The sequence below is a fragment of the Prevotella sp. E13-17 genome, assembly GCF_022024035.1.
Lineage (GTDB): Bacteria > Bacteroidota > Bacteroidia > Bacteroidales > Bacteroidaceae > Prevotella.
In genome coordinates, this window is the sequence record NZ_CP091787.1 from 2,796,597 (window position 1) to 2,818,486 (window position 21,890).

Annotated in this window: 16 protein-coding genes, 2 tRNA genes and 4 pseudogenes; 18 read left to right on the forward strand and 4 right to left on the reverse strand. The window is 47.0% G+C overall.

The window, feature by feature from the left end:
- Nucleotides 1-13: 13 nt before the first annotated feature.
- The 7 genes from L6472_RS11375 to L6472_RS11405 all read left to right on the forward strand — a co-directional run bounded on the left by L6472_RS11375 (nucleotide 14) and on the right by L6472_RS11405 (nucleotide 7,541).
- On the forward strand, nucleotides 14-2,101 hold the full coding sequence (locus L6472_RS11375; RefSeq protein WP_237805183.1) for an ATP-binding protein: 2,088 nt from the start codon (nucleotides 14-16) through the stop codon (nucleotides 2,099-2,101).
- A 261-nt stretch (nucleotides 2,102-2,362) separates the two neighbouring features.
- Nucleotides 2,363-2,764, forward strand: coding sequence for a NifB/NifX family molybdenum-iron cluster-binding protein (locus L6472_RS11380; protein WP_237805185.1), 402 nt, complete (start codon nucleotides 2,363-2,365; stop codon nucleotides 2,762-2,764).
- Nucleotides 2,765-2,777: 13 nt separating this feature from the next.
- Nucleotides 2,778-3,581, forward strand: coding sequence for an MBL fold metallo-hydrolase (locus L6472_RS11385; RefSeq protein ID WP_237805187.1), 804 nt, complete (start codon nucleotides 2,778-2,780; stop codon nucleotides 3,579-3,581).
- 83 nt (nucleotides 3,582-3,664) lie between these two features.
- Nucleotides 3,665-4,114, forward strand: a complete 450-nt coding sequence (locus L6472_RS11390) for a hypothetical protein (protein ID WP_237805189.1) — start codon at nucleotides 3,665-3,667, stop codon at nucleotides 4,112-4,114.
- A gap of 509 nt (nucleotides 4,115-4,623) precedes the next feature.
- Nucleotides 4,624-5,124: a hypothetical protein gene (locus L6472_RS11395; RefSeq protein WP_237805191.1), complete on the forward strand. Its 501-nt coding sequence runs from the start codon at nucleotides 4,624-4,626 to the stop codon at nucleotides 5,122-5,124.
- A 143-nt stretch (nucleotides 5,125-5,267) separates the two neighbouring features.
- Nucleotides 5,268-6,647: a hypothetical protein gene (locus L6472_RS11400; RefSeq protein WP_237805193.1), complete on the forward strand. Its 1,380-nt coding sequence runs from the start codon at nucleotides 5,268-5,270 to the stop codon at nucleotides 6,645-6,647.
- Nucleotides 6,648-7,100: 453 nt separating this feature from the next.
- Nucleotides 7,101-7,541, forward strand: a complete 441-nt coding sequence (locus L6472_RS11405) for a hypothetical protein (protein WP_237805195.1) — start codon at nucleotides 7,101-7,103, stop codon at nucleotides 7,539-7,541.
- Between the two features lie 300 nt (nucleotides 7,542-7,841).
- On the opposite strand, the gene L6472_RS11410 is transcribed toward L6472_RS11405, so the two are convergent.
- Nucleotides 7,842-7,926 (reverse strand) — tRNA-Ser (locus tag L6472_RS11410).
- A gap of 109 nt (nucleotides 7,927-8,035) precedes the next feature.
- Here L6472_RS11410 and L6472_RS11415 point away from each other — a divergent pair.
- The 3 genes and pseudogenes from L6472_RS11415 to L6472_RS11425 form a co-directional block, all read left to right on the forward strand.
- Nucleotides 8,036-10,633 carry an endonuclease MutS2 gene (locus L6472_RS11415; RefSeq protein ID WP_237805197.1) on the forward strand — a complete coding sequence of 866 codons (2,598 nt, stop codon included), beginning with the start codon at nucleotides 8,036-8,038 and terminating at the stop codon, nucleotides 10,631-10,633.
- A gap of 187 nt (nucleotides 10,634-10,820) precedes the next feature.
- On the forward strand, nucleotides 10,821-11,255 hold the full coding sequence (locus L6472_RS11420; RefSeq protein WP_237805199.1) for a transglycosylase SLT domain-containing protein: 435 nt from the start codon (nucleotides 10,821-10,823) through the stop codon (nucleotides 11,253-11,255).
- A gap of 297 nt (nucleotides 11,256-11,552) precedes the next feature.
- Nucleotides 11,553-12,704 (forward strand): annotated as a pseudogene (locus tag L6472_RS11425) (cyclodeaminase/cyclohydrolase family protein); the annotation flags it as partial.
- On the opposite strand, the gene L6472_RS11430 reads toward L6472_RS11425, so the two are convergent.
- The 3 genes from L6472_RS11430 to L6472_RS11440 are packed head-to-tail and all read right to left on the reverse strand — an operon-like array spanning nucleotide 12,701 to nucleotide 14,780.
- Nucleotides 12,701-13,363: an RluA family pseudouridine synthase gene (locus tag L6472_RS11430; RefSeq protein ID WP_237805201.1), complete on the reverse strand. Its 663-nt coding sequence runs from the start codon at nucleotides 13,361-13,363 to the stop codon at nucleotides 12,701-12,703. The pseudogene L6472_RS11425 and the gene L6472_RS11430 sit on opposite strands and share 4 nt — an antisense overlap.
- 60 nt (nucleotides 13,364-13,423) lie before the next feature.
- Entirely contained in the window at nucleotides 13,424-14,161 is a 738-nt protein-coding gene (fabG, locus tag L6472_RS11435) for a 3-oxoacyl-[acyl-carrier-protein] reductase (RefSeq protein ID WP_237805203.1), read from the reverse strand.
- Between the two features lie 25 nt (nucleotides 14,162-14,186).
- Nucleotides 14,187-14,780, reverse strand: a complete 594-nt coding sequence (locus L6472_RS11440; RefSeq protein WP_237805205.1) for a TetR/AcrR family transcriptional regulator — start codon at nucleotides 14,778-14,780, stop codon at nucleotides 14,187-14,189.
- Nucleotides 14,781-14,957: 177 nt separating this feature from the next.
- On the opposite strand from L6472_RS11440, the gene L6472_RS11445 reads away from it, so the two are divergent.
- The 8 genes and pseudogenes from L6472_RS11445 (at nucleotide 14,958) to L6472_RS11480 (ending at nucleotide 21,884) form a co-directional block, all read left to right on the forward strand.
- Nucleotides 14,958-15,030 (forward strand) — tRNA-Met (locus L6472_RS11445).
- Nucleotides 15,031-15,821: 791 nt separating this feature from the next.
- A complete protein-coding gene (locus tag L6472_RS11450) occupies nucleotides 15,822-16,499 on the forward strand; it encodes a UpxY family transcription antiterminator (RefSeq protein WP_237805207.1) in 678 nt (225 codons plus the stop codon).
- A 72-nt stretch (nucleotides 16,500-16,571) separates the two neighbouring features.
- A pseudogene (locus tag L6472_RS11455) lies at nucleotides 16,572-17,051 on the forward strand (DegT/DnrJ/EryC1/StrS family aminotransferase); the annotation flags it as partial.
- A 27-nt stretch (nucleotides 17,052-17,078) separates the two neighbouring features.
- Nucleotides 17,079-17,480 (forward strand): annotated as a pseudogene (locus L6472_RS11460) (endonuclease domain-containing protein); the annotation flags it as partial.
- 108 nt (nucleotides 17,481-17,588) lie between these two features.
- Nucleotides 17,589-18,203 (forward strand): annotated as a pseudogene (locus L6472_RS11465) (DegT/DnrJ/EryC1/StrS family aminotransferase); the annotation flags it as partial.
- Nucleotides 18,204-18,224: 21 nt separating this feature from the next.
- Nucleotides 18,225-19,667 (forward strand): MBOAT family protein, encoded by a 1,443-nt coding sequence (locus tag L6472_RS11470; protein ID WP_237805209.1) that lies wholly within the window; start codon nucleotides 18,225-18,227, stop codon nucleotides 19,665-19,667.
- A gap of 6 nt (nucleotides 19,668-19,673) precedes the next feature.
- Entirely contained in the window at nucleotides 19,674-20,582 is a 909-nt protein-coding gene (locus tag L6472_RS11475) for a hypothetical protein (protein WP_237805211.1), read from the forward strand.
- A 60-nt stretch (nucleotides 20,583-20,642) separates the two neighbouring features.
- The gene (locus tag L6472_RS11480) at nucleotides 20,643-21,884 is read left to right on the forward strand and encodes a hypothetical protein (RefSeq protein ID WP_237805212.1); all 1,242 of its coding nucleotides are present in this window, start codon (nucleotides 20,643-20,645) and stop codon (nucleotides 21,882-21,884) included.
- The last annotated feature ends 6 nt before the right edge of the window (nucleotides 21,885-21,890 follow it).

The following is a 21,890-nucleotide window of genomic DNA, read 5'->3' on the forward strand; positions in this document are numbered from 1 at the left end:
TGTAACCTTGGCCATGATAAAAAGACTTCTGCTACCGACCGTCATCGTGGTGCTGGGACTCGCATCCTGCACCAAAGACAAGCATTCTACATGTATGCTGGAGGAAGGCATACCGCATCATGCCGACTCCGTTATCCAAACTGTTGGCGACACGCGCAACGTGCCACTGATCTTGTCAACCATCGACAGTCTGGAACAGGAAGGAGAGTTATCAAAGGTCAGGGTCATCTTCTACAAGACCATTGCTTATAACCTCAGAGAGGAGTATCGCACATCGTTTGCACTCTACGAACAGCTAAACAACATCAACTTGAAGAAGCTGACGGACCTGTGCGACGTGGAGTGCTATGTTTATTCCTACAACAACTACGTACGTCTGCTCTGCGAGATGAAGCGCTACGACGAGGCTCTCAACGTGGCATTCACCGTAGACAAGAAGCTGAAGGCGGCTGGTCATAACTCTTTCATCGACCACCACGACATTGCTCAGATCATTGGCAACTGTCAGCTGAACCTGGGACATACACAAAAGGCGGCCGCCAGCTATCAACGAGCACTGCAAGGCATACACAACCGACTGAGTATTCACAGCGACCCGCTGGACTACCGCGAGTGCCAGAAAACGATGAATGCCATTGCTCGCATCTATATCGAGAAAGCGCTCTATAACGAGGCTGCACCATGGATTCAGCGACAAGACTCGCTCTATCTCCTGGCCGACAAGCATCCTCATAGGGATAGCGTCTTTCAAGACGAGATGAAAGCGGAAATCTGCTATTGCAAGGCATTGCTGGCTCATGCACAAGGCCGTAACGACGAAGCAGAAAAGGCCTACAACGACTACCTGTCAACGCAGACTTCTAAGGTGACAGGCAACATCATCAACAACAACGAATACCTATTGCAGACGCAACGCTACAGCGAGGCGGCCGACAACTATCGTCTGCTGGATCAATATATGCTCGAAGGCAATCTGGAAAACGACCTCGAGAATATTGGTCGCTACTACATCCCGAAATATCAAGCTAACATGCTGGCCGGCAGGATCGACTCGGCACTGAGCATCGCCAACCGCGTGGCTCAGATCTACGACTCGGCACTCAACCAGCAGAAGCTGAGCCTGGCGGCTGAAGTGGCTGCCGTCTATGACATTCAGGGCAAGGAGCGCCAGATAGCCGAACAGCGGTCGAAGCTCTATCAGATGCGACTGGTGGCCATCACGGTCTGCCTGTTCCTGATTGCCGTCTCCTTTGGCATCATCACCCTCAACCACCGCAACCACCTGAAGAAGTTGAGACAGGAACATCGGAAACTGGAGGATGCCTACGACAAGCTGGACACCACCAACCACCAGCTCATAGAAGCCAACAAGCGTGCTGAGGAGTCGGCAAGGATGAAGACGAACTTCATTCAGCAGATATCACACGAGATACGCACGCCACTGAATATCCTGACGGGCTTCACCCAGGTGCTGGCCAGCCCCAACATCGAATTGGGCGGTGAGAACCTGCAGGACATCAGCAAGAAGATGGTGGAAAACAGCAAGCGCATCACCGACCTGATAGACAAGATGCTGGACCTCAGCGACACCAACCACGAGATATGCGACTGCTGCCAGGACAACGTCATGCCCATCGAGATAGCAACGCAGGCCGTCGAGGAATGTGGCATCAAAGAGGCCTCGCACCTCAACTTCGACATCAAGTTGTCGCAACAGGCCGAGGCGCAGCACCTCATCACCAACAAGACACATGCCGTCAAGGCGCTGACCCTGATACTCGACAATGCCCGCAAGTTCACCCGCCCGGCCGAGGCCACAGGCGTGTCTGTAGGCAGTCGCAAGGAGCGCGTCACACTGCAGATAGAGGTGGCCAATAATCAGATATGCTTCATCGTGGAAGACACCGGCATTGGCGTGCCACCCGAGGAGGCCAACCACATCTTCACCGAGTTTGTGCAGCTCAACGAGTACTACGACGGCACGGGCATCGGCCTCTCCATCGCCCGCTCGCTAGCCAGAGGTTTGCATGGCGACGTCATCCTGGACACCACCTACACCGCCGGCGCAAGGTTTGTGCTAACACTCCCCATCAACCACTGATTCTTTCTGCCATCGCGCCCCTTTCGCCACCCAATAGTGGCACTCTGGCGCAGCCCAACCGCCACTTCTGCTCTGCAATAGTGGCACTATTGCATCGCTATAGTGGCACTATTGCCAACCGAAACCGCCCAAACCACAATAGCCTTCTGCCGAGGTTTGTGCCATATTTTGTTAAATATAGCTGCAATTATATGGAAAGCGATGATTTGTGAGTAACTTTGCACAAATATTATCACTTGAACAAATTATAATGTTGAAATAATGACGAAGTTAATAGCAATACCTACACGCGACGGCATGGTTGACGACCATTTCGGACACTGCGCTTATTATAGCATAGTAACACTCGATGAACAAAATCAGGTAGTAAAACAAGAGCGACTAGACTCGCCTGAAGGATGTGGCTGCAAATCGAACATAGCATCAGTTATGCAAGAGATGGGCATCACCCTGATGCTGGCTGGCAACATGGGGATGGGAGCCTACAACAAGCTGTCTGCTCACGGCATCACTGTGGTCAGGGGATGTCATGGAACAATTGAGGATGTGCTCCAGGCCTATCTGAATGGTGAACTGAAAGACTCTCTTGAAGCCTGCAATCATCACGACTGCAACAACCACGAAGAGAAGCCTGTGTATGTGATGCCGACATTAGGCAAGTGATTTGCATCGAAGCATGGAATGGACGGTATTATCAGATAACAGGACCATCAATCCAGCTTTTGAAACAGAGCATGGTCTTTCTATCCTTCTCGAAACGGAGAAGCACTGCATCCTGCTCGATACGGGAGCCAGCGACATACTGATCCGCAATGCAGAGCGATTAGGGAAAGATCTCAGCAGTGTTGACTATGTATTTATCTCACACGGACATAGCGACCATGCAGGAGGACTGAAGCATTTTATGGACATCAATAAGAAGGCAAAGGTCATTGTCTCTCCCGATGCCATCAGCGGCATGTTTTATTCTAAACGCCGCTATCTGCACTCGATTACCACCGAATGGCCAGAATTCCCGCAAGAACGGTTGCTGCAGATTAATCATAGTGGTAGCATAGGCGACGACATCTATGTCATAGCACACATACCCCACATTCATCCAATGCCAGAAGGCAATCAGCATCTTTTCGTTCAAGACAAGCAGGGGCAGTACGTTCATGATGATTTCCGCCACGAGCTGGCTTTGTACACAAAAGGCTTGTTGTTTACAGGATGTGCTCACAGCGGGTTGGAAAACATCCTTGCAGCATGTCCGTTGCCGGTAAAGATGGTTGTCGGAGGATTTCATCTGCTCGACAATCATGAGGACGAAGTCAAACTCACAGCACTTTCCTGCAGGTTGACGGAAGCCTATCCTCAGACACATTTCTACACCAGCCACTGCACTGGTGATGCAGCGTTTGCCATTCTGCAAGACGTGATGAGAAACAAAATACATCCATTTTCTTGCGGAACGCAAAATGTAACACGTTTCTGTTAGTCGTTTTTGACCACTACTTGACTTCCGCAGTAGTCTTCTTACGTGGGTACAAAGTTATATAGTGTGCGGAGAGAGAGGGATTCGTGCTCGACCCGAAGGGGCGCTTGCGGAGAGAAACAAAGCAAGAACTCCCGACCGGGGGTGGGATAACTGATTACCATCTTGAAGATAATATCCTCACCATCAACCAAAATACGGCATGGTGCGAACAGGAAGGATTTCGGGAGTGTATTGAAAAGAAATACCCATCAATCAAAGTTTACTATCAAGAGCAAGAACCTGGATGTGACGTATTCTATACAAATGATTCCAGCGGTACGTATTTCCCTGACCGCTATTCTCTTGACTCCTATGATGATTGGTACTATTGGGAAAAAATCGAAGATGCAGCCAAATTTGTATCAGGAATTGTCGGGCATGAGGTGGAGCAAACAGTAAAAGCTATCGACGAAGCACTGGAGGATTATATGGAAGAGCATGAGGATGAAGACATATTCTATTCTTTCCATGAGTTCACAATTGTAGAAGACTAATTTCAATAGAAGAGGTATATACTAAAAACGGTGTTATATCTCTTCTTTTTTTTCTTTGTGTGCCAAAAATTACATTTTTCCTGCATTTTTTATACATGATGAATCTAAATTCAAAATAAATTCGTACCTTTACCCTCACAAACTGAAAGCCCCCGTTGTAAGGGTGGTGAGGTAAGTATATATATGATTGGTGTTACGACGCTGATTTGACACGCCAAACTCGCAACTTGGACGGTCTTGGCCATTAAGGTCTGGATCTCTAGTCAAAAAGCAATAGTGACATCACTCTGGGTATGAATATAGGTGTTTCATCGTTATGTTTAATGATGTTATAGTCACTTATCATATTCGGTGTGGGTGTTCGCATTGCTTATCCTGACTAGAGAGGTAATGCGAGACCTGGCGTGTGGGATAAGTGAAGTTGAAGCCCACACTTTTTGTATATATCAAAATTCCTAAAGCTATTAACAGCCACGTTTGGGCTTGACACGGCATAAAAAACTACTAAAATGAAGAATTTAATTTTTATTTCTGTATTGTTACTTTGTTTTGTAAATGGTGAGGCATATGGACAGGGGTATGATGAAATCAAAAAGCTAATTAAGCAAGGTTATGTTGATTCAAATTTCTCAAAGTTATATACTAATCTAGACGGTGAGAAAATATACAAATTTGAGGATGAAGAAAATATAGCATTTCAAGGAAGGGCTTGTTGGAAAACAGAAATGCGATACATATTGTTTGGTGATGACAATTCTATGGGTATAATTACAGCAGTTACTTTTGACCTCATTACACCTGATGGGGGACATGGAAAAAGGGTATACAAGGCGGGGCCAAAAGGAGAAGAGTGTCGTTACATTTTAGTTAAAGGGATTATCTATAAATGGGAAAAAGAAGATTATAGCGACCTTCATGAATACCTATTATTTGATAGTGACAAAAACATTCTAACGTCTATAGACAAAAAATTAACATATAATTTGGTGAATAAAGATTTCAGCAAATAGCCTGATTAATAGCACAAATATAGAATTCTGTGAGAATTTCTATATTGGCTAGGAATGGAACATAAATACTCTATGAGCAAGTATGTAGTCAAAGAGAGAATACGAATAAGAATATTAATTGCAATTTTAAAAATACACTGAATATGAAAAGAATAATTGTTTCATTAGTAGCTACGCTAACATCTAGTTTCGCATTTTGTCAAGAGCCGACAACGGTACAAAAAGAAAACTTGAAAGGAAATGTGTTTTCTGTAATGACCTCGAAGTATGATTATTCAGAAAATTTTGGTAATCCTACAGAGGGTAAACTTCTGGACTTAACAGTTACAATCTTTGATAATTACGGGCGGGCTGTCCTATATAATTATGATACTAGAAGTATGGGAAGAGCATACGGACTTGTAAAGTATACAACAGATGGCGAAAACAGTGTCGCAAACATTTCTATGTTATCATCTGACAAAAATATTAAAGAACTGAGTTCTATAAACGAATTGATTAACAATCATTTTTTGAGGGAGAAATATTTCGTAAAGAGAGAGATTGCTTATAATAACAATATTGTAGTAAGACATGATATATTTTGGAGATCTATGCCGACTTCGAAATACCGACTCAGTTTTAGCAAGAGAGCAAAACTTATAGGTAATGGCACATACGAATGTAAATTATATCATGGGAATGGAGAATCATATATGGACTTTAAGGAAACTTATGATCCAAATGGACAGTTAATTGAATTAGATAATAACAGACAATTTAATAATGTTTATTCTTATGATAAAACTATAGAAATAGCTGATGCAGGAAAATACGATTATAACAGCAAAGGACAATTAGCATCATATATACCACAGAAGAAAAACACTCGCGAAAAGAAGGAATACGTTTACAATGACAATGGTGATATTATTCAAATAAACACCTTAGTATCTAAAGATAAATCGGACGTATATAAAAAAACTGGAGAAGTAATTTATAATGATTACAAATATGACGAAAATGGCAACTGGGTTTATCGTGTTAAATCCAATGGAAAAAAAACTTTGTATATCGAAAAACGGCAAATAGAATATTGTAAAACCTTAGAAGAAATTGATTCAAAAGTTCAGGATTTGTATTCGAAACTTCCTGTAAATGATATGAAAGCTGCAGAAGAATTTTCAGATTTCTATGAAAAGTACCTCAAAGGGGAAGGTTATACTGGCCAGATACCACTGATTGAATATGATTCAAAATATGCCACAGTGAAAAATGCAGATAAAGCATCAGTTGTTGTTACCGTAGATTTTAGTGATGCCAATTGTTTGGGCAGACAACATTTGAGATTAACCATGCCTGAGAAATACTCTTTCAAATTGAGAAAATTAAGTGATGAAATTGAATACGAAGGATCAAAAGAAGAGTTAAAATACGAATATAAAGATGGAAAATTGATAATGAATAACGAAGAGTACGTTATTGATACTTCGACTGGCGAGATGAAAAATATTACAAGAAATTTTATATTAAAAAAAGAATAGCTCTAAGTATAAATGTTGTCACGGCCATCTTCACTTCTGAGGATGGCTTTTTGTATAATTCTGCCCCCCTACCCAATAACAGCCTTTAACATTTTTACAACAGCCAAAATTCCAAATCGCTAAAACGCGGTTCATCGCCATTCAACCCCTTACTATTGATATGTTGATAAGGAGCTTAATGTCTTTGTTTGGATCTGTTAGAGGCCAGACAGAGCGGCAGGACACAAAGCTTGCACCTGTCGTTACCGCCAAAGCGAGCAGATTGGGTAATTATGAGCCAGACATAATAGCCATTACTAAAAAGTGGGGCGAATTGAGAAACGGACTCTGCATAGAAACCACGCTGCAAGAACTACTGACCATTGTACCACGTCATCGTCCTAGGATAGATGCTTATAATGGCCTACGAAGTCTGCTGCGTGACAAATACGGGGTAACACTATTAATTAACGCATGACTAGAGACATTCTAATTTATGGAGGACTATGTGCTATCAGTCTTGACATGATTGAGGGAAATGGCGACATAGCGAAAGGTTTGAACGATGAATACGAAAATCGTACTAATATTAAAGTGAGATTCGATGCTCTCACAACAGGCAACCAGGGAGAGGTTCTATTAGTCTTTCTGATGGGTGGTGATTGGAACAACAAGAACATCAATCAAAACTATGTTGACATCGGTCAAGCGTATATCATTACTGGTGACAATGGCGAAGACAATCTTCCGTACCCGTTCGTTGGTGACTTGAAGTATAAAAAACTTCTAGCCATTGATTACTTTGAGAAGATGTGGAGGAAGAATTCAGATGCGATAGGGGGAGATCTATTCGTCTTGAAAGATATCTGGTACACGGCAAACGGTATGTATGTTTTGGTGAAGTTTGAGGTATAAAGCATCTAGGTTATAAACAGTATATCGTCATAGATATACAGAAATTTGCTGATTTGCCCCTTTTAGCCCTTAAATAATCTTAAATGTTTGAGGGGGAGCAGAAAGAGGGAGCAGATTTTTAAGAAACTATGAAACCCGCTGAAAATCAGCTGGTTTCATTTTGATTAAGCGGAGAGAGAGGGATTCGCGCTCGACCCAAAGGGGCGCTTTCACAAAGCAAAGCGACTGAAAGAACGTGAGAACCCGGGTCGCATACGCAAACAAAAAAGACGTCAAGTAATGCTTGACGTCTCTTGTTTGCGGAGAGAGAGGGATTCGAACCCCCGGTGCCTCTCAGCACGGCGGTTTTCAAGACCGCTGTAATCGACCACTCTACCATCTCTCCAGTGCTCGAACTGCTTCAAAGCGGGTGCAAAGGTACGAGTAATTTTTCACTCCTGCAAATTTTTAAGCAACTTTTTTGCAATATCACTGTAAATTTGTAACTTTGCACCATGATTTATCCGAATAATTACGAACATAAAATTGGGTTCGAAGACATTCGTTCGCTCTTGCGCGGCCATTGTCTCAGCTCATTGGGACGTGAGAAAGTTGACGAGGTACATTTCTCTGATTCTGCCAATGAGGTGAACGAATGGCTGGAACAGATTCGCGAGTTCCGCCGACTGCAAGAGACCAAAGACGACTTTCCACTACAATATTTCTTCGATGTGCGTGAGGCTGTGACACGCATCCGCATGTCGGGCACCCACTTTGAAGAGCAAGAACTCTTCGACCTGCGACGTTCGTTGGAGACCATCTGCAACATCGTAGCATACTTGAATAAGGACGGCGAGGAAAAAGGCGAGACAACGACCTACCCCTACCCCGCCCTGCAACGACTGACGACCGGCATCACGACATTTCCTGCCATGATTCGTCGCATCGATTCCATTATTGATAAATACGGAAAAGTAAAGGATGGTGCCACCATGACGCTGGCCAGCATCCGCCACGAGCTGGCCAAGACCGAAGGCAGCATCTCGCGAACCTTATATAGTATATTGCATAGTGCCCAGCGCGAAGGGCTGGTAGATAAAGATGCAGCCCCAACGATACGCGACGGTCGCCTGATGATACCTATTGCCCCAGGACTGAAACGCAAGATCAGCGGCATCGTGCACGACGAGAGTGCCACCGGAAAGACCGTCTTTATCGAGCCCACAGAAGTGGTGGAGGCCAACAACCGAGTCCGCGAGCTGGAAGCCGAGGAACGCCGCGAGATTATACGCATCCTCACTGTATTCTCTGACGAGGTTCGTCCTCACGTGAAAGACATCCTCGCCTCGTACCAGTTTCTTGCCCAGATAGACCTCATCAGGGCAAAGGCAGAGTTAGCTAAAGCACAGAAAGCCTACGAGCCAACCGTTGCCGACACGCCACACATTGACTGGATCCAAGCCGTACACCCGTTGTTGGCTCACTCTTTAGAGAAGCAAAACAAGAAGGTTGTGCCGCTGGATGTCACCCTGCTTGGCAGTATGAAAAACGCCGAAGGTGCTTCCATCCTCATCATATCCGGTCCGAATGCGGGCGGAAAATCGGTTTGTCTGAAGACCGTGGGACTGTTACAGTACATGTTGCAGTGCGGTCTGAGCATCCCTTTGAGCGAGCGTTCTGCTTGTGGCATCTTCAAGAACATCATGATAGACATTGGCGACGAGCAGAGCATCGAAGACGACCTGTCAACCTACTCCAGCCATCTGATGAACATGAAACAGATGATTCGCAACTGCAACGAGCACACCCTGCTGCTGATCGACGAGTTTGGCGGTGGAACTGAGCCACTGATTGGCGGTGCCATAGCCGAGGCCGTGTTGCGACAGTTCTGGAAAAGACATGCCTTTGCCATCATCACCACTCACTATCAGAACCTGAAGCACTTTGCCGATGATCACAAAGGAGTGGTCAACGGCGCCATGCTCTACGACCGTCATCAGATGAAAGCACTCTTCCAACTGAGCATCGGTCAGCCTGGCTCATCGTTTGCCATTGAGATAGCCCGCAACACAGGACTGCCCGAGGAGGTGATCAACGATGCCTCAGAGATTGTTGGAACAGAATATATCCAGAGCGACAAGTACCTGCAAGACATTGTCCGCGACAAGCGCTACTGGGAAGGCAAGCGCCAAACCATCCATCAGCACGAGAAACGACTGGAGCAGAAAGGCGAGAGACTGGAGGCAAGCATCGAAGAGATAGAGCAAGAGCGCAAACAGATTCTGCGCCGTGCCAAGGAACAAGCCGAGGAACTGCTGGCCCAGACCAACAAGAAGATAGAGAACGCCATCCGCGAGATTCGCGAGCAACAAGCCGAGAAAGAGGCCACACGCCGTATCCGCGAGGAACTGGAGTCCTTCAAACAGCAGGTCACCGACATCGACACACGTGCCAACGACGAGATGATAGAACGCAAGATGCGCCAAATACAAGAGCGCAAGAAGCGAAAGGAAGAGAAGAAGAAGAAAGCTGCCCTCTCTGACGCCACGGCAGATGCCATTGCACAATCACTCAAGACGCCAAACGCTACCCAAGCGCCCACAGCGTCGGCTCCCATCACCGTCGGCAGCACCGTGCGTATCAAAGGGCTCACCTCACTGGGAGATGTCGAGAAGATCGATGGCAAAATGGCTACCGTCATCTTTGGCGGCATGCGAACCAAGATGCGAACAGACCGCCTGGAGACGGTTTCGGAACAAGAAAAGGCCAAAGCTAAAGCCAATGCCGAGCAAGCTGCCAACAAGCACGAAGGACTGACCATCAAGACCTCGCGCATGACACGCAACACCATCGACGAGCGCAAGACCAACTTCCGCCAGGATATCGACGTCCGCGGTATGCGTGGCGACGAAGCCATCAATGCCGTCACCTATTTTATCGACGACGCCATCCTGATGGGCGTGTCGAGCGTACGCATTCTACATGGTACAGGCAGCGGTATTCTGCGCCAACTCATCCGTCAATACTTGGCTACCGTGCCGAATGTCAGCCACTTCCGCGACGAGCACGTGCAGTTTGGAGGTGCCGGCATCACCGTCGTCGAACTGGATTAATCCTCACTTGATATAAATCAATAAATCATTTGTGCACGCACACAAAACTTTTCTTCTTCAATTGTTTTTCAGAAGAATCTTCATAACTTTGCACCGCGATTCAGGATAACAAGCGTTCCCCGCGACGGGCATGCGCACTGTAAGCAAAGAAACGAGGGCCTTGGCAAAGCCCCTTAAAATAGAGTATATGAAAAGATTTGTGAAGCTATTAAGTCTGAGCTTATCGATTCTAACCCTGATGCCCCTTAGTGTTGGGGCAGCCACAAGAAACGAGAGCTCAGCCCCGTTTGATTGGAGACCAGTGATGGAAGCCATCATTCAGGTAGAGAGCGGAGGAAACCCACGCGCCGTGAGTGGGAACTCGGTAGGCGCCATGCAGATCACTCCTATTTGCGTGAAGGAATGCAACAAGATTCTGAAGAAACTTGGCCGTGATTTGCGATACACGATGAATGACCGCTATGATGTCAAGAAGTCGAAAGAGATGTTCCTCCTGATTCAGTCGTATCACAACAAGTCGAACAACGTCGAAAAGGCTATACGTTCGTGGAATGGCGGTCCCCGCTACAGCAAAAAAGCGACAAACCGCTACTATCAGAAAGTGATGCGTTGCATAAAGTAGGCATTGTCGGTTTCGGTGGTTACAGCCCATCAACAGGAAACCTAAAAAATGCCCGCAAACGTTCAAAAGAGAACAATTTGCAAGAAGATGCTATAGACAAGTCCGATTGACAGGAACAAAACTGTCAATCGGACTTATTTTTTAGTTAAAAATTTGTTAAGAAGAAAAAAATGTGTATCTTTGCAGATGAATGCTACCTAAAACAAATGAAATAACGTTATATTTGACATGACCACCGAAGAAAGAATTATTACGAGCGCGCCCAACAATGATACGGAGCACCGCAAAACAATCATCAATTTTCATCTCAACACAACCTCTGTCCGCAGTGCTAATGCCATTGCCGGCGATGTTTCTGAATCAGGAAGACCCATGCGCGAAGGTAATCAACCCACTGGTGCCATCATCTACGACGACCAAGGGCGACCCTTGATGAAGCCCGGTACGCTGAAATGCACCGAGGCAACAGGCAGCTATGTCGATGAACATGGCATTGCCGAACTAACAATGACTATCACCGATCTGGATGTCACGCCGCTCCACATCGCCTTCGACGAGGTTTGCCGCTGTGCTCAAAGCCGTGGCATCCGCGTCACTGGGACAGACATTGTAGGTGTTGTCTCAAAGAAAACGTTGATTGATGCGGGAAAATACTTCCTTGAAAAGCAGCACCGCTCTATTGGTGTCCCGGAAGATGACATTATCAAAATTGCCATCAAGTCGATGGGACTCGACGAACTGAAGCCTTTCAACACGCGCAAGCAGGTGATTGAATACCTCATGGAGGACGAAAAGAACGGCAACGACCATGCAACTTGCAGACTTGTCAACATGCCCGTGAAAGCATTCACCGAAGAAATCACTCGCGAGAAGCCCACTCCTGGCGGCGGAACCATTGCCGCCTACATGGGCACGCTGGCTGCAGCCTTAGGAACCATGGTTGCCAACCTATCCTCTGCCAAGATTGGGTGGGACGAACGGTGGCAAGAATTCTCAGATTGGGCAGCCATGGGACAAGAACTGACGAGAAAACTGCTCCAACTGACAGACGAGGATGCCACCGCCTATGACAGACTAAGGACTGCCATTGGCTTGCCCCATTTTAGCGAACAAGAGAAAGCCATACGGGCAGAAGCCATTCAGGAGGCCACCCTATATGCCACCCAAGTGCCACTACGCATCATGAAAGCCGCCATGCAAGCATTTATCATCTGCAAGGCAATGGCCAAAGAAGGCAATCCTGCCAATGCCAGCGATGCAGGTATTGGAGCACTGGCAGCCCGTGCTGCAGTCATTGGTGCTGGACTGAAGGTGAAAATAAATGCTGCTCAACTGAAAGATCGCACAACAGCCAAGGCACTCATCGCCGAAGCTCAGGATCTCATCAGCCGTTCCGACCTTCATGAGACAGAAATAATGGATATCGTCAACGACAAGCTCTCATTTTAAAACTTCTTCCAAAGGGGATCTGACGGCAGTGGTGCCTCTACACTGATGAGCTGTTTCGACACAGGATGCACAAACTCCACCCTGTGCGACTGCAACGAGATACTGCCATCCGCATTGCTACGTTTGGCACCGTATTTCAAGTCTCCCTTGATAGGACAGCCTATGGCCGACAGCTGACAGCGTATCTGATGGTGCCGTCCCGTCATCAGTTGCACCTCCACCAGCGAGTAGTTGTCGCCACGACTCAGCACCCGATACTCCAGCTGTGCCTTCTTCGAGCGAGGCACCTCGCGCTGGTATGCATAGCTTTTGTTCTGCTGCTCGTTGCGCGTCAGCCAATGCGTCAGCATGTCTTCTTCTTTTTCAGGACAGCCCTGCACCAGTGCCCAATAGGTCTTGTGCACCTGTCCCTCGGCAAACATCTTGTTCAGACGTGTCAGCGCCTTCGACGTTCGGGCAAAGACCACGAGTCCGCTCACCGGTCGGTCCAACCTGTGAACCACTCCGAGAAACACCTCGCCAGGCTTCTGGTATTTCTCTTTGATATAGTCTTTCACTATATCCGAAAGCGGACGGTCGCCAGTCTTATCGCCCTGCACGATCTCCCCACTCTGCTTGTTTACTATGATAACATGGTTGTCCTCGTAAACTACTTCCATAGTTCTTTTAATCAAAAAGCCCCTCCTTGGTGGAGGGGTTGGCGTAGGATTCTTTCTGACTTACATATTCATACCGCCATCAACCTGGATGACCTGTCCGCTGATATAGCTTGACATGTCTGAAGCCAGGAAGGTAGCACAGTTAGCGATATCCTCAACAGTACCGCCACGACGCAAAGGAATCTTGTTGCACCACTCCTTGCGCACCTCTTCGGGCAGAGCCTGAGTCATTGCGGTGTCGATGAAACCAGGAGCAATGGCATTAGCACGGATACCCTTGGGACCCATCTCCTGACCGATAGACTTGGCCAGTGCAATCAGTCCAGCCTTTGAGGCGGCATAGTTGGCCTGACCAGCATTGCCATGAACACCGACAACCGATGCCATGTTGATGATCGAACCACCACGCTGACGCATCATCACGGGCACACAAGCATGGATGAAGTTGAATGCCGACTTCAGGTTGACGGCAATCACAGCATCCCACTGCTGCTCTGTCATGCGCAGCATCAGTCCGTCTTTCGTGATACCTGCATTGTTCACCAGAATATCTATAGAACCAAATTCCTCCTTGACAGCCTTCACCACTTCCTCTGTCTGAGCAAAGTCTGCTGCGTTCGAAGCATAGCTCTTTGCCTTTACGCCCAGAGCTGCAATCTCCTGCTCGGTCTCTTCGTTGACTTGCAGGTCGGTGAATGCAATGTTTGCGCCTTCAGCGGCGAACTTCAGTGCGATAGCTTTACCGATACCGCGTGCTGCACCAGTGATCAGTGCAGTCTTACCTTCTAACAATCCCATTTTTCGTTTTTAATTATTTAGATTACTAATTCTTACTCTTCTTTCCCAATGCACCATACACGAACTTGGCCACCTGCGGCTTCGTCGCCTCCTCGGTCATGCCTCGAGCCAGACGACCATATATATAAGGTACTTCCAGGCCTTTGATACAATAGTGGGTAATATCGGCCACCAGGTCAACATTGTCTATGTCGAACTCGCCATCTTCCTTACCCTCGGCAAACACCTTGCGAAACAGTTCCACCTCGGCATCGTCGAAATGACGGCGCACCTTCTCCACCATCCATATATTACGAAAGAACTCGGCACGCAGGTTTCCATTGCGTACCACCGTCTCGCGAATCATGCTCAGATGGGTATAAATCAGTTCAATGACCTTTTCTTGCGGACTAATCTTGCGTGCAGCCACCTCATCGAGCTTGTCACTCAATCGTTCCAGCTCTGTTTCGATGACGGCATAGTAAATATCCTCCTTCGACTTAAAATAGGTATAAAGCGTACGTCGCCCTTTGCCAGAAGCTTGGGCGATATCGTTCATTGTCGTATTCTCAAGACCATTCTTTGCAAACAACTGTCTTGCTACGTCAACTAGTAATTGTCGGGTTTTGGATATTGACATTGCACACTAATTTAGTATGTGCAAAAGTACGGCTTTTATTTTAAACAGCCAAGCTTTTAGGCGGAAAAGATGCCAAAAATGAAAAAAGATACAGAAAAATTTGGCTATTACAAAAAATAGTCGTACCTTTGCAGCCGCAAATGAGGGATACCCCTCATCAAAGCATAGAAATCACATCGCGGAGTGGAGCAGTTGGTAGCTCGCCAGGCTCATAACCTGGAGGTCGCATGTTCGAGTCCTGCCTCCGCAACTCTCAGAAGCCAGTCCGTCCGACTGGCTTTTTTCGTTTTGCTTCGGCAAGACTCTTCACATGCTCCTGGTCGCAGTTCTTCCGGAGATCAATAGTTTTTTCGTAGGAATTCTTTTAAAAACCACAATGCCATCAAAAATGGTGGTTTGACGCCTGAAAAGTGGCGGTATGACGATGCAATACCTTTGGTTTGATGATGTCATTCGGTAAGTTTTACTCCGCATCCAGCCCCTGAAAAGGTCAAATCCAGGGGCTGGATGTGGTCGTTTCAGCCCTTGGATGCGGTCGGTCCAGGGGCTGAAAACAGGCTTTCCAGGGGCTGGAACAGAAATGATTGCTTGGGTTTTAGACTTCAAAACTGCAACTTTCAGACTCTAAAACCACTACTCCTATACTTCAGAAATAACGCTCCAAGACTCTGGATTGGAAACAAAAGGAATCGTCACTTTTGACAACTATTTGCGCAAAAAAAGAACAAATAATTTATAAAAACCGACGGAAACAGAAAGTTTTTTGCTTTTATTTTGCTTTTGTTTGACTTTTTTTGCTACTTTTACAACGATTTTCCGCATTCTCTGTTGGATAATTGTCGTTTTAAGCGACTATTTGAAAACAAAACAGCTCACGCCGTGCTGAGAGAGGCGAAGTCTTCGGACGGAGTCGAACGAGGCGGGCTGCATCGGAAAAGCCGCAAGGCGATTCCGCCAGAGGTGGGAAGCGGGGAATGACATAGAAAGGCGTTTACGACGCTTTTTGTGTCAAGCATCGAGCTAACGCAAAAAACGTTCGATTTGAGCACATTGTCTAATGTGGAAACTGGACGAGGCCAGGCAAATCCTCCGAGTGTCAGGCTTGCCCCTGATACCATCCCCGAAGCCAAAAGCTCACAAACAGGGGCGTCGGTGAAATATGTGCCTGCACCAGACAAGCGCTGGTATGTGTTCCGCGCCTCTTACGGCAGAGAAGATAGAGCATCGGACTATATCGTAGCCGACGGCACATTTGTCTATATCGCTAAGCGTTACACTCACAAGTTGGTAAATGGTAAACAAAAGAAGGTTTTGGAGACTTTAATCCCGAACCTTCTTTTCGTATATACCACAGAAGACAAAGCCAAGGAATATGTAAAGGACACTCCCGCTCTATCTTATCTCACCTATTACTACAATCACTTTGAGTTGGACGATGACCAGAAGAATCCTCCGTTGACTGTTTCCCACAAGGAGATGGAGAACTTCATCATTGCCACCTGCAACCAGAGTGAGCATCTGAAGTTTGTCACCGAATCGCAGTGCCATTTCAAGGGCGGCGAGACGGTCGAGGTCATCGACGGCATGTTCAAGGGAGTCGAGGGGAGGGTGGCTCGTGTGTCGGGCCAGCAGCGGGTGGTTATCTCTTTGACTGATGTCGGACTCATTTCAACCGCATATATACCAACCGCCTTTCTGAGAATAAAGAATGAAGAGTGAAGAATGAAGAATGAAGAAGGTTTAGCTCGGCGGCCCGAAGGGGAAAGCCAATTTGCTACCGCTGTAAATAAAATTACTGTTACCTCACCGTTGCTGCCCGACCTCGAAGAGTTTCACGGACTGCTGAAAGAGATTTGGGCGAGCAAGTGGGTGACGAACATGGGACAGTTCCACCGTCAGTTGGAACGCGCCCTTGCCGAGTACCTGAAAGTGCCCTATATCAGCTTGTTCACCAACGGAACCCTGCCGCTCCTGACGGCCCTTCAGGCTCTACACATCAAGGGTGAAGTCATCACCACGCCCTACAGTTTCGTGGCCACCACCCACGCCATCTGGTGGAACGGCTGTACGCCGGTGTTTGTGGATATTGAGGAAGATACATGCGGCATCGACCCAGAAAAGATTGAAGCCGCCATCACCCCTCGCACCACAGCCATTTTGCCAGTGCATTGCTATGGCCATCCGGTGAAGATGAAGCGCATACAAGAGATTGCTGACCAATACGGCCTGAAGGTCATCTATGATGCTGCACATGCCTTTGGGGTGGAAGTAGCCCCCCAGCCCCCTAAAGGGGGTGCTATGGACGGCGCAGCCACTCCCCCTTTAGGGGGCTGGGGGGCTGCTACTGGGCGAGTTCAACATTCTGCAGATCCTGTCTATTATGGGAAATTGAAAGATTATGCAAAAGAGAATCGGAATCATCCTACCGATGCCGAGGAGCTACTATGGAACATTCTTAGTGGGAAAGGCCTTGACGGAGTGAAGTTCCGCAGGCAACATATAATAGGTCAGTATATAGCTGATTTTGCTTGTATAGACAAGGGGCTTGTCATAGAGTTGGATGGTCATCATCATAGCTTACCTCCTGTTTGTGAGGACGACGCTATACGAACCGAGTATTTAAATAATGAGGGCTATAAGGTTATCCGTTTTACAAACGAACAAGTCCTTCATCATCTTGACGACACTATAAAACAAATTCGTTCAGCTCTCCAAGCTCCCCAAGCCCCCCCACCCCCTAAAGGGGGAGCTACGTACGGCGCAGCCACTCCCCCTTTAGGGGGCGGGGGGGCCGGTCGGGGGGCTTGCTCTGTTTTGTCCTTTGGCGATATGAGTACCCTATCTTTTCATGCCACCAAGGTGTATAACACGCTGGAGGGCGGGGCTCTCGTGGTGCATGATGAGGAAACCAAGAAGCACATCGACCATCTGAAAAACTTCGGGTTTGCAGGAGAGACAGAGGTGGTGGCTCCTGGCATCAACAGCAAGATGGACGAAGTGCGAGCAGCCTACGGGCTGCTTAACCTGAAGCAGGTGGATGGCGCCATCGAAGCCCGCCGCAAGGTGGCACTGCGTTACCGTGAGGCACTTCGAGGTGTTCCCGGCATCCGTTTCTTTGAAGATATGCCTGGTGTCCGCCACAACTACAGCTATTTTCCCATCTTCGTCAGTGCCAAGGAATATGGCATGACACGCGACGAGCTCTACTTCAAGTTGCAAGAGCGGGGCATCTTCGGCAGACGGTACTTCTATCCGCTCATCAGCACCTTCAACACATACCGCAATCTGCCATCCGCAGCCCCTGCTAACCTGCCCGTGGCTACAAGGATTGCCGACGAGGTCATCTGTCTGCCCATGCACCACGCACTGAGTGAGGAGGATATTGAAAGAGTTGTGAGTGTAGTGAAAAATCCCAAAAAGTAAAAGACAATAAAGAAACGCATTATGCTTTTCAATTCTCTTGAGTTTCTTATTTTCCTGCCTATAGTATTCCTGCTCTATTGGTTCGTTTTTCGTGGACGACGATGGCAAAACCTATTGGTAGTCGTTGCGAGCTACGTATTTTATGGTTGGTGGGACTGGCGTTTCCTACTGCTGATAGCCTTTACTTCGCTTTGTAGCTATGGAAGTGGCAGGTTTTTGGAGCACTATGAGGGTCAACGACGGAAACAACAGTTGATAAGCGCACTAAACATCGTGCTAAACCTCGGCATTCTCGGCGTTTTCAAGTACTACAACTTTTTCGTTGAGAACCTGGATGCGCTATTCAGAACTATAGGATGGCATTTAGACGGGGTGACGATGAACATCATTCTGCCCGTCGGCATCAGTTTCTATACCTTTCAAGCACTTAGTTATACGATTGATGTCTATAAGAAAAAGTTGCCGGCTACCCATGACATAGTAGAGTTCTTTGCTTATATCAGTTTCTTCCCGCAGTTGGTGGCAGGACCTATTGAACGGGCAACGAATCTGCTGCCCCAGTTTCAGCGGCAACGCCACTTCGACTATGCCAAGGCCGTGGATGGCATGAGGCAGATGCTTTGGGGATTCCTGAAGAAAATGGTCGTTGCCGATAATTGCGCAACAGTAGTCAACGACTATTATCCGCAATATTCAGAACTTCCAGGAATAACGCTTCTCCTTCTTGGCATTCTGTTTACAATTCAGGTCTACTGCGACTTTTCTGGCTATTCGGACATTGCCATCGGTTGTGCGCGGTTGTTCGGCTTCAATCTGATGCGCAACTTCAACATCCCCTTCTTCTCGCAAAGCGTGCCTGAATTCTGGCGACATTGGCATATTTCGCTGACCACATGGTTTCGTGACTACGTTTTCTTCCCTCTCGGTGGCAGCCGGTGCAGCCAATGGAAAACCGTCCGTAACGTATATATCGTCTGGGGCATCAGCGGCCTGTGGCATGGCGCCAACTGGACCTTTGTCTGCTGGGGACTTATCCATGCCACTCTGCTTGTTATCTACACACTGTTAGGCATCAATACCAAATATAAGAATATAGTGGCATACAACCGTTATCTGCCAAGCATCAAAGAAACATTGCAAATGGTATTGACATTCCTCCTTTTTGCCATGAGCATGATCGTCTTCCGTGCCGAAAACATGGGGCAGGCAGTTGACTATCTGACGGCGATGGTAACCAATAAGTTTTTTGATGCGACAATGCTTCAGGGGAAACAACCTTTGTGCTTCGCCCTGTTGCTTCTTAGCGTAGAATGGCTGCAAAGAGACAAACTACACGCATTGCAGTTCACGGACATAAAGCCTTTCAAATACAGATTTGTCCGTTGGAGTGTATATTACGTCATTCTATTGGTCATATTCAAATACGCCGGTTCAAGCCAAACATTTGTATATTTTCAATTCTGAATAGCGATGAAAAAATTCCTCACATATTGCGCTATTTTTTGCTTGCCTGTCCTGATTTGTGCTTTTCTCGCAGAGTATCTGACAAGACAAGTCCCCAATCCATACAAATACAAATATGAGTGGATGCAAAAACATGCAGAAGACGTTGAAATCCTGGTCTTGGGCAGCTCACAAACATTTTATGGCGTTCGACCAGAATTGTTTGAAGGCAAAGTGTTTAATCTAGCCAATGTCAGTCAAGGAAACAAGCAGAACCTCTTCTTGCTGAAATATTGGGCTGACAGATATAAACAGTTAAAAACGGTCATCATCCCCATATCTCTATATACTTGGTTTACGCCTGGATTGGAACAAGGTGTAGAATCGTATCGTTGCAGATATTATAAAATTTACATGGATTGTGACCTGTATTCCGATTGGTCGCTCAACAATCTGGAATTGTCTGATAGGCGGACGGCATTAGGGAAATTGGAAAAATACTTTTCTGGCGACAGTTCTCTTGGCTGTGACAAGTTTGGATGGGGCAACATATACAAACTGTCGGAGAAGAATATGGGGAAATGGGATGATGAGACTGAAGTTGAGACTGCCGTCAAAATGAACACTGCCGGAAACTGGGATTATATAGAGCCGAACTACAACCTACTGAAAGAGATAGCAGAATTCTGCCAAAGCTGGAACATCGAACTGATTCTTGTTACCCCTCCCTGCTGGACTTCATATAATAAAAAATGTGATAGCAAACAACTAGCAAAAATGTATGAGCTGACACACAAATTCCAACAGGAATACCATCTGACATATCTGGATTACCTGAAAGACCCGCGCTTTGACGCTGATGACTTCTATGACTGCAACCATTTGTCGGATGTTGGAGCCATCAAGTTTACAAAGATACTTATTGGGGATATATAAAACAATATGCAAATCGAAAGAGGAAATACAGCAAATTCTTAACGAATACGATATATTGTAATGAAGAGTGATGAACTAAAAGGTAAACGGCTTGCTGTATTCGGTGCCAATAATGTGGTGGACGAAGTCACTGATTTTGCTCACCGACACGGCATTGTCTTGATTTCTGTAGGCAACGTGCCGGAGGCTCCGATCCATCAGGTTACCGATGAACAGTATTACCTGGACTGCACAGAAGAGGCTACAATGCTGCCCTTCTTCAAGGAGAAACACATCGATGGTCTGTTGTCATGTTCCGGCGAGATGGTTATCCGAAAGACGGTTGGATTCATCGGCAAGACGGGATTTCACTATTATGCCACGCCTGGACAGTGGGATGTGCTGATGAACAAGCAGCATTTCAAGGAGGCATGTCTTCGCTACGGCATGCCTGCCATACCAGCCTTCCGCTTAGAGGACAAAGACATTCCCTTCCCCGTCATCGTGAAGCCTGTGGACAATGGCGGCTCATTCGGCATTACTGTCTGCCATAGCCGGACAGAGATGGAAGAGGCCATCGCCAAAGCCGTCCGGCACTCTACCGTGGGCGAATACCTCTGCGAGAAGTTCATAGAGGGCCCTTATTTCCAGTTTGAGATATGGCGGCAAAACGGGAAGTCGTTTTTTCCCTATACCAAGGGACGTGTGTTCTACGATGCCATCGGCACCTCTCCCCAACAGCCGTTCTTAGACCTTTACCCTTCGCCTGAGGCTGACATCATCAAGAGGCTTTATGAACCCATGTCGCGATTGTTCGACGACCTTGGCATCGACAATGGTTCCTGTATGTTCCAGGGTATCATCAGTGACGGCGTGCCTTATATCATGGACAATGCTTTCCGCCTGAGCGGAGGCATGGACTTTCGTGTGGTTCACGAGGACAAGGGTATCGACCTTGTTGCCTGCTATATGCAACATGCGCTGACGGGGCAGTTTGGCGACGACTTCTCAGCACTTTCAGAGCCTCTTCACAGTCGGTATGCCACTGTCTGCATCGGCCTGAAGAATGGTCATATCACCCGCATCAAGGGAATAGACGCAGTGAGACAATTGCCCTTTGTCTATAGTCTGTACCAATATTACCATGAGGGCGACACCATGCAGCACTCCGGCCTCTTCCTGCAAGTGCTGTGTCGCATCTTTGTGCGAGCCAACAGCCGGCAGGAACTTCAATCAAACATCAACACCATTCTTGGCCTCATTGAAGTGGAGGGAACTGATGGTAACTCCCTGCTCCGTGATTATCCAAGTGCATTTAAATAATAATAA

Excerpts from the sequence above, each read along its gene's own strand:
- fabG (WP_237805203.1), bottom strand. The coding sequence starts at position 14,161 with ATGGGATTGTTAGAAGGTAAGACTGCACTGATCACTGGTGCAGCACGC.
- L6472_RS11420 (WP_237805199.1), top strand. The coding sequence starts at position 10,821 with ATGAAAAGATTTGTGAAGCTATTAAGTCTGAGCTTATCGATTCTAACC.
- L6472_RS11395 (WP_237805191.1), top strand. The coding sequence starts at position 4,624 with ATGAAGAATTTAATTTTTATTTCTGTATTGTTACTTTGTTTTGTAAAT.
- L6472_RS11400 (WP_237805193.1), top strand. The coding sequence starts at position 5,268 with ATGAAAAGAATAATTGTTTCATTAGTAGCTACGCTAACATCTAGTTTC.
- L6472_RS11475 (WP_237805211.1), top strand. The coding sequence starts at position 19,674 with ATGAAAAAATTCCTCACATATTGCGCTATTTTTTGCTTGCCTGTCCTG.
- L6472_RS11415 (WP_237805197.1), top strand. The coding sequence starts at position 8,036 with ATGATTTATCCGAATAATTACGAACATAAAATTGGGTTCGAAGACATT.
- L6472_RS11480 (WP_237805212.1), top strand. The coding sequence starts at position 20,643 with ATGAAGAGTGATGAACTAAAAGGTAAACGGCTTGCTGTATTCGGTGCC.
- L6472_RS11380 (WP_237805185.1), top strand. The coding sequence starts at position 2,363 with ATGACGAAGTTAATAGCAATACCTACACGCGACGGCATGGTTGACGAC.
- L6472_RS11405 (WP_237805195.1), top strand. The coding sequence starts at position 7,101 with ATGACTAGAGACATTCTAATTTATGGAGGACTATGTGCTATCAGTCTT.
- L6472_RS11385 (WP_237805187.1), top strand. The coding sequence starts at position 2,778 with ATGGAATGGACGGTATTATCAGATAACAGGACCATCAATCCAGCTTTT.
- L6472_RS11375 (WP_237805183.1), top strand. The coding sequence starts at position 14 with ATGATAAAAAGACTTCTGCTACCGACCGTCATCGTGGTGCTGGGACTC.
- L6472_RS11440 (WP_237805205.1), bottom strand. The coding sequence starts at position 14,780 with ATGTCAATATCCAAAACCCGACAATTACTAGTTGACGTAGCAAGACAG.
- L6472_RS11430 (WP_237805201.1), bottom strand. The coding sequence starts at position 13,363 with ATGGAAGTAGTTTACGAGGACAACCATGTTATCATAGTAAACAAGCAG.
- L6472_RS11470 (WP_237805209.1), top strand. The coding sequence starts at position 18,225 with ATGCTTTTCAATTCTCTTGAGTTTCTTATTTTCCTGCCTATAGTATTC.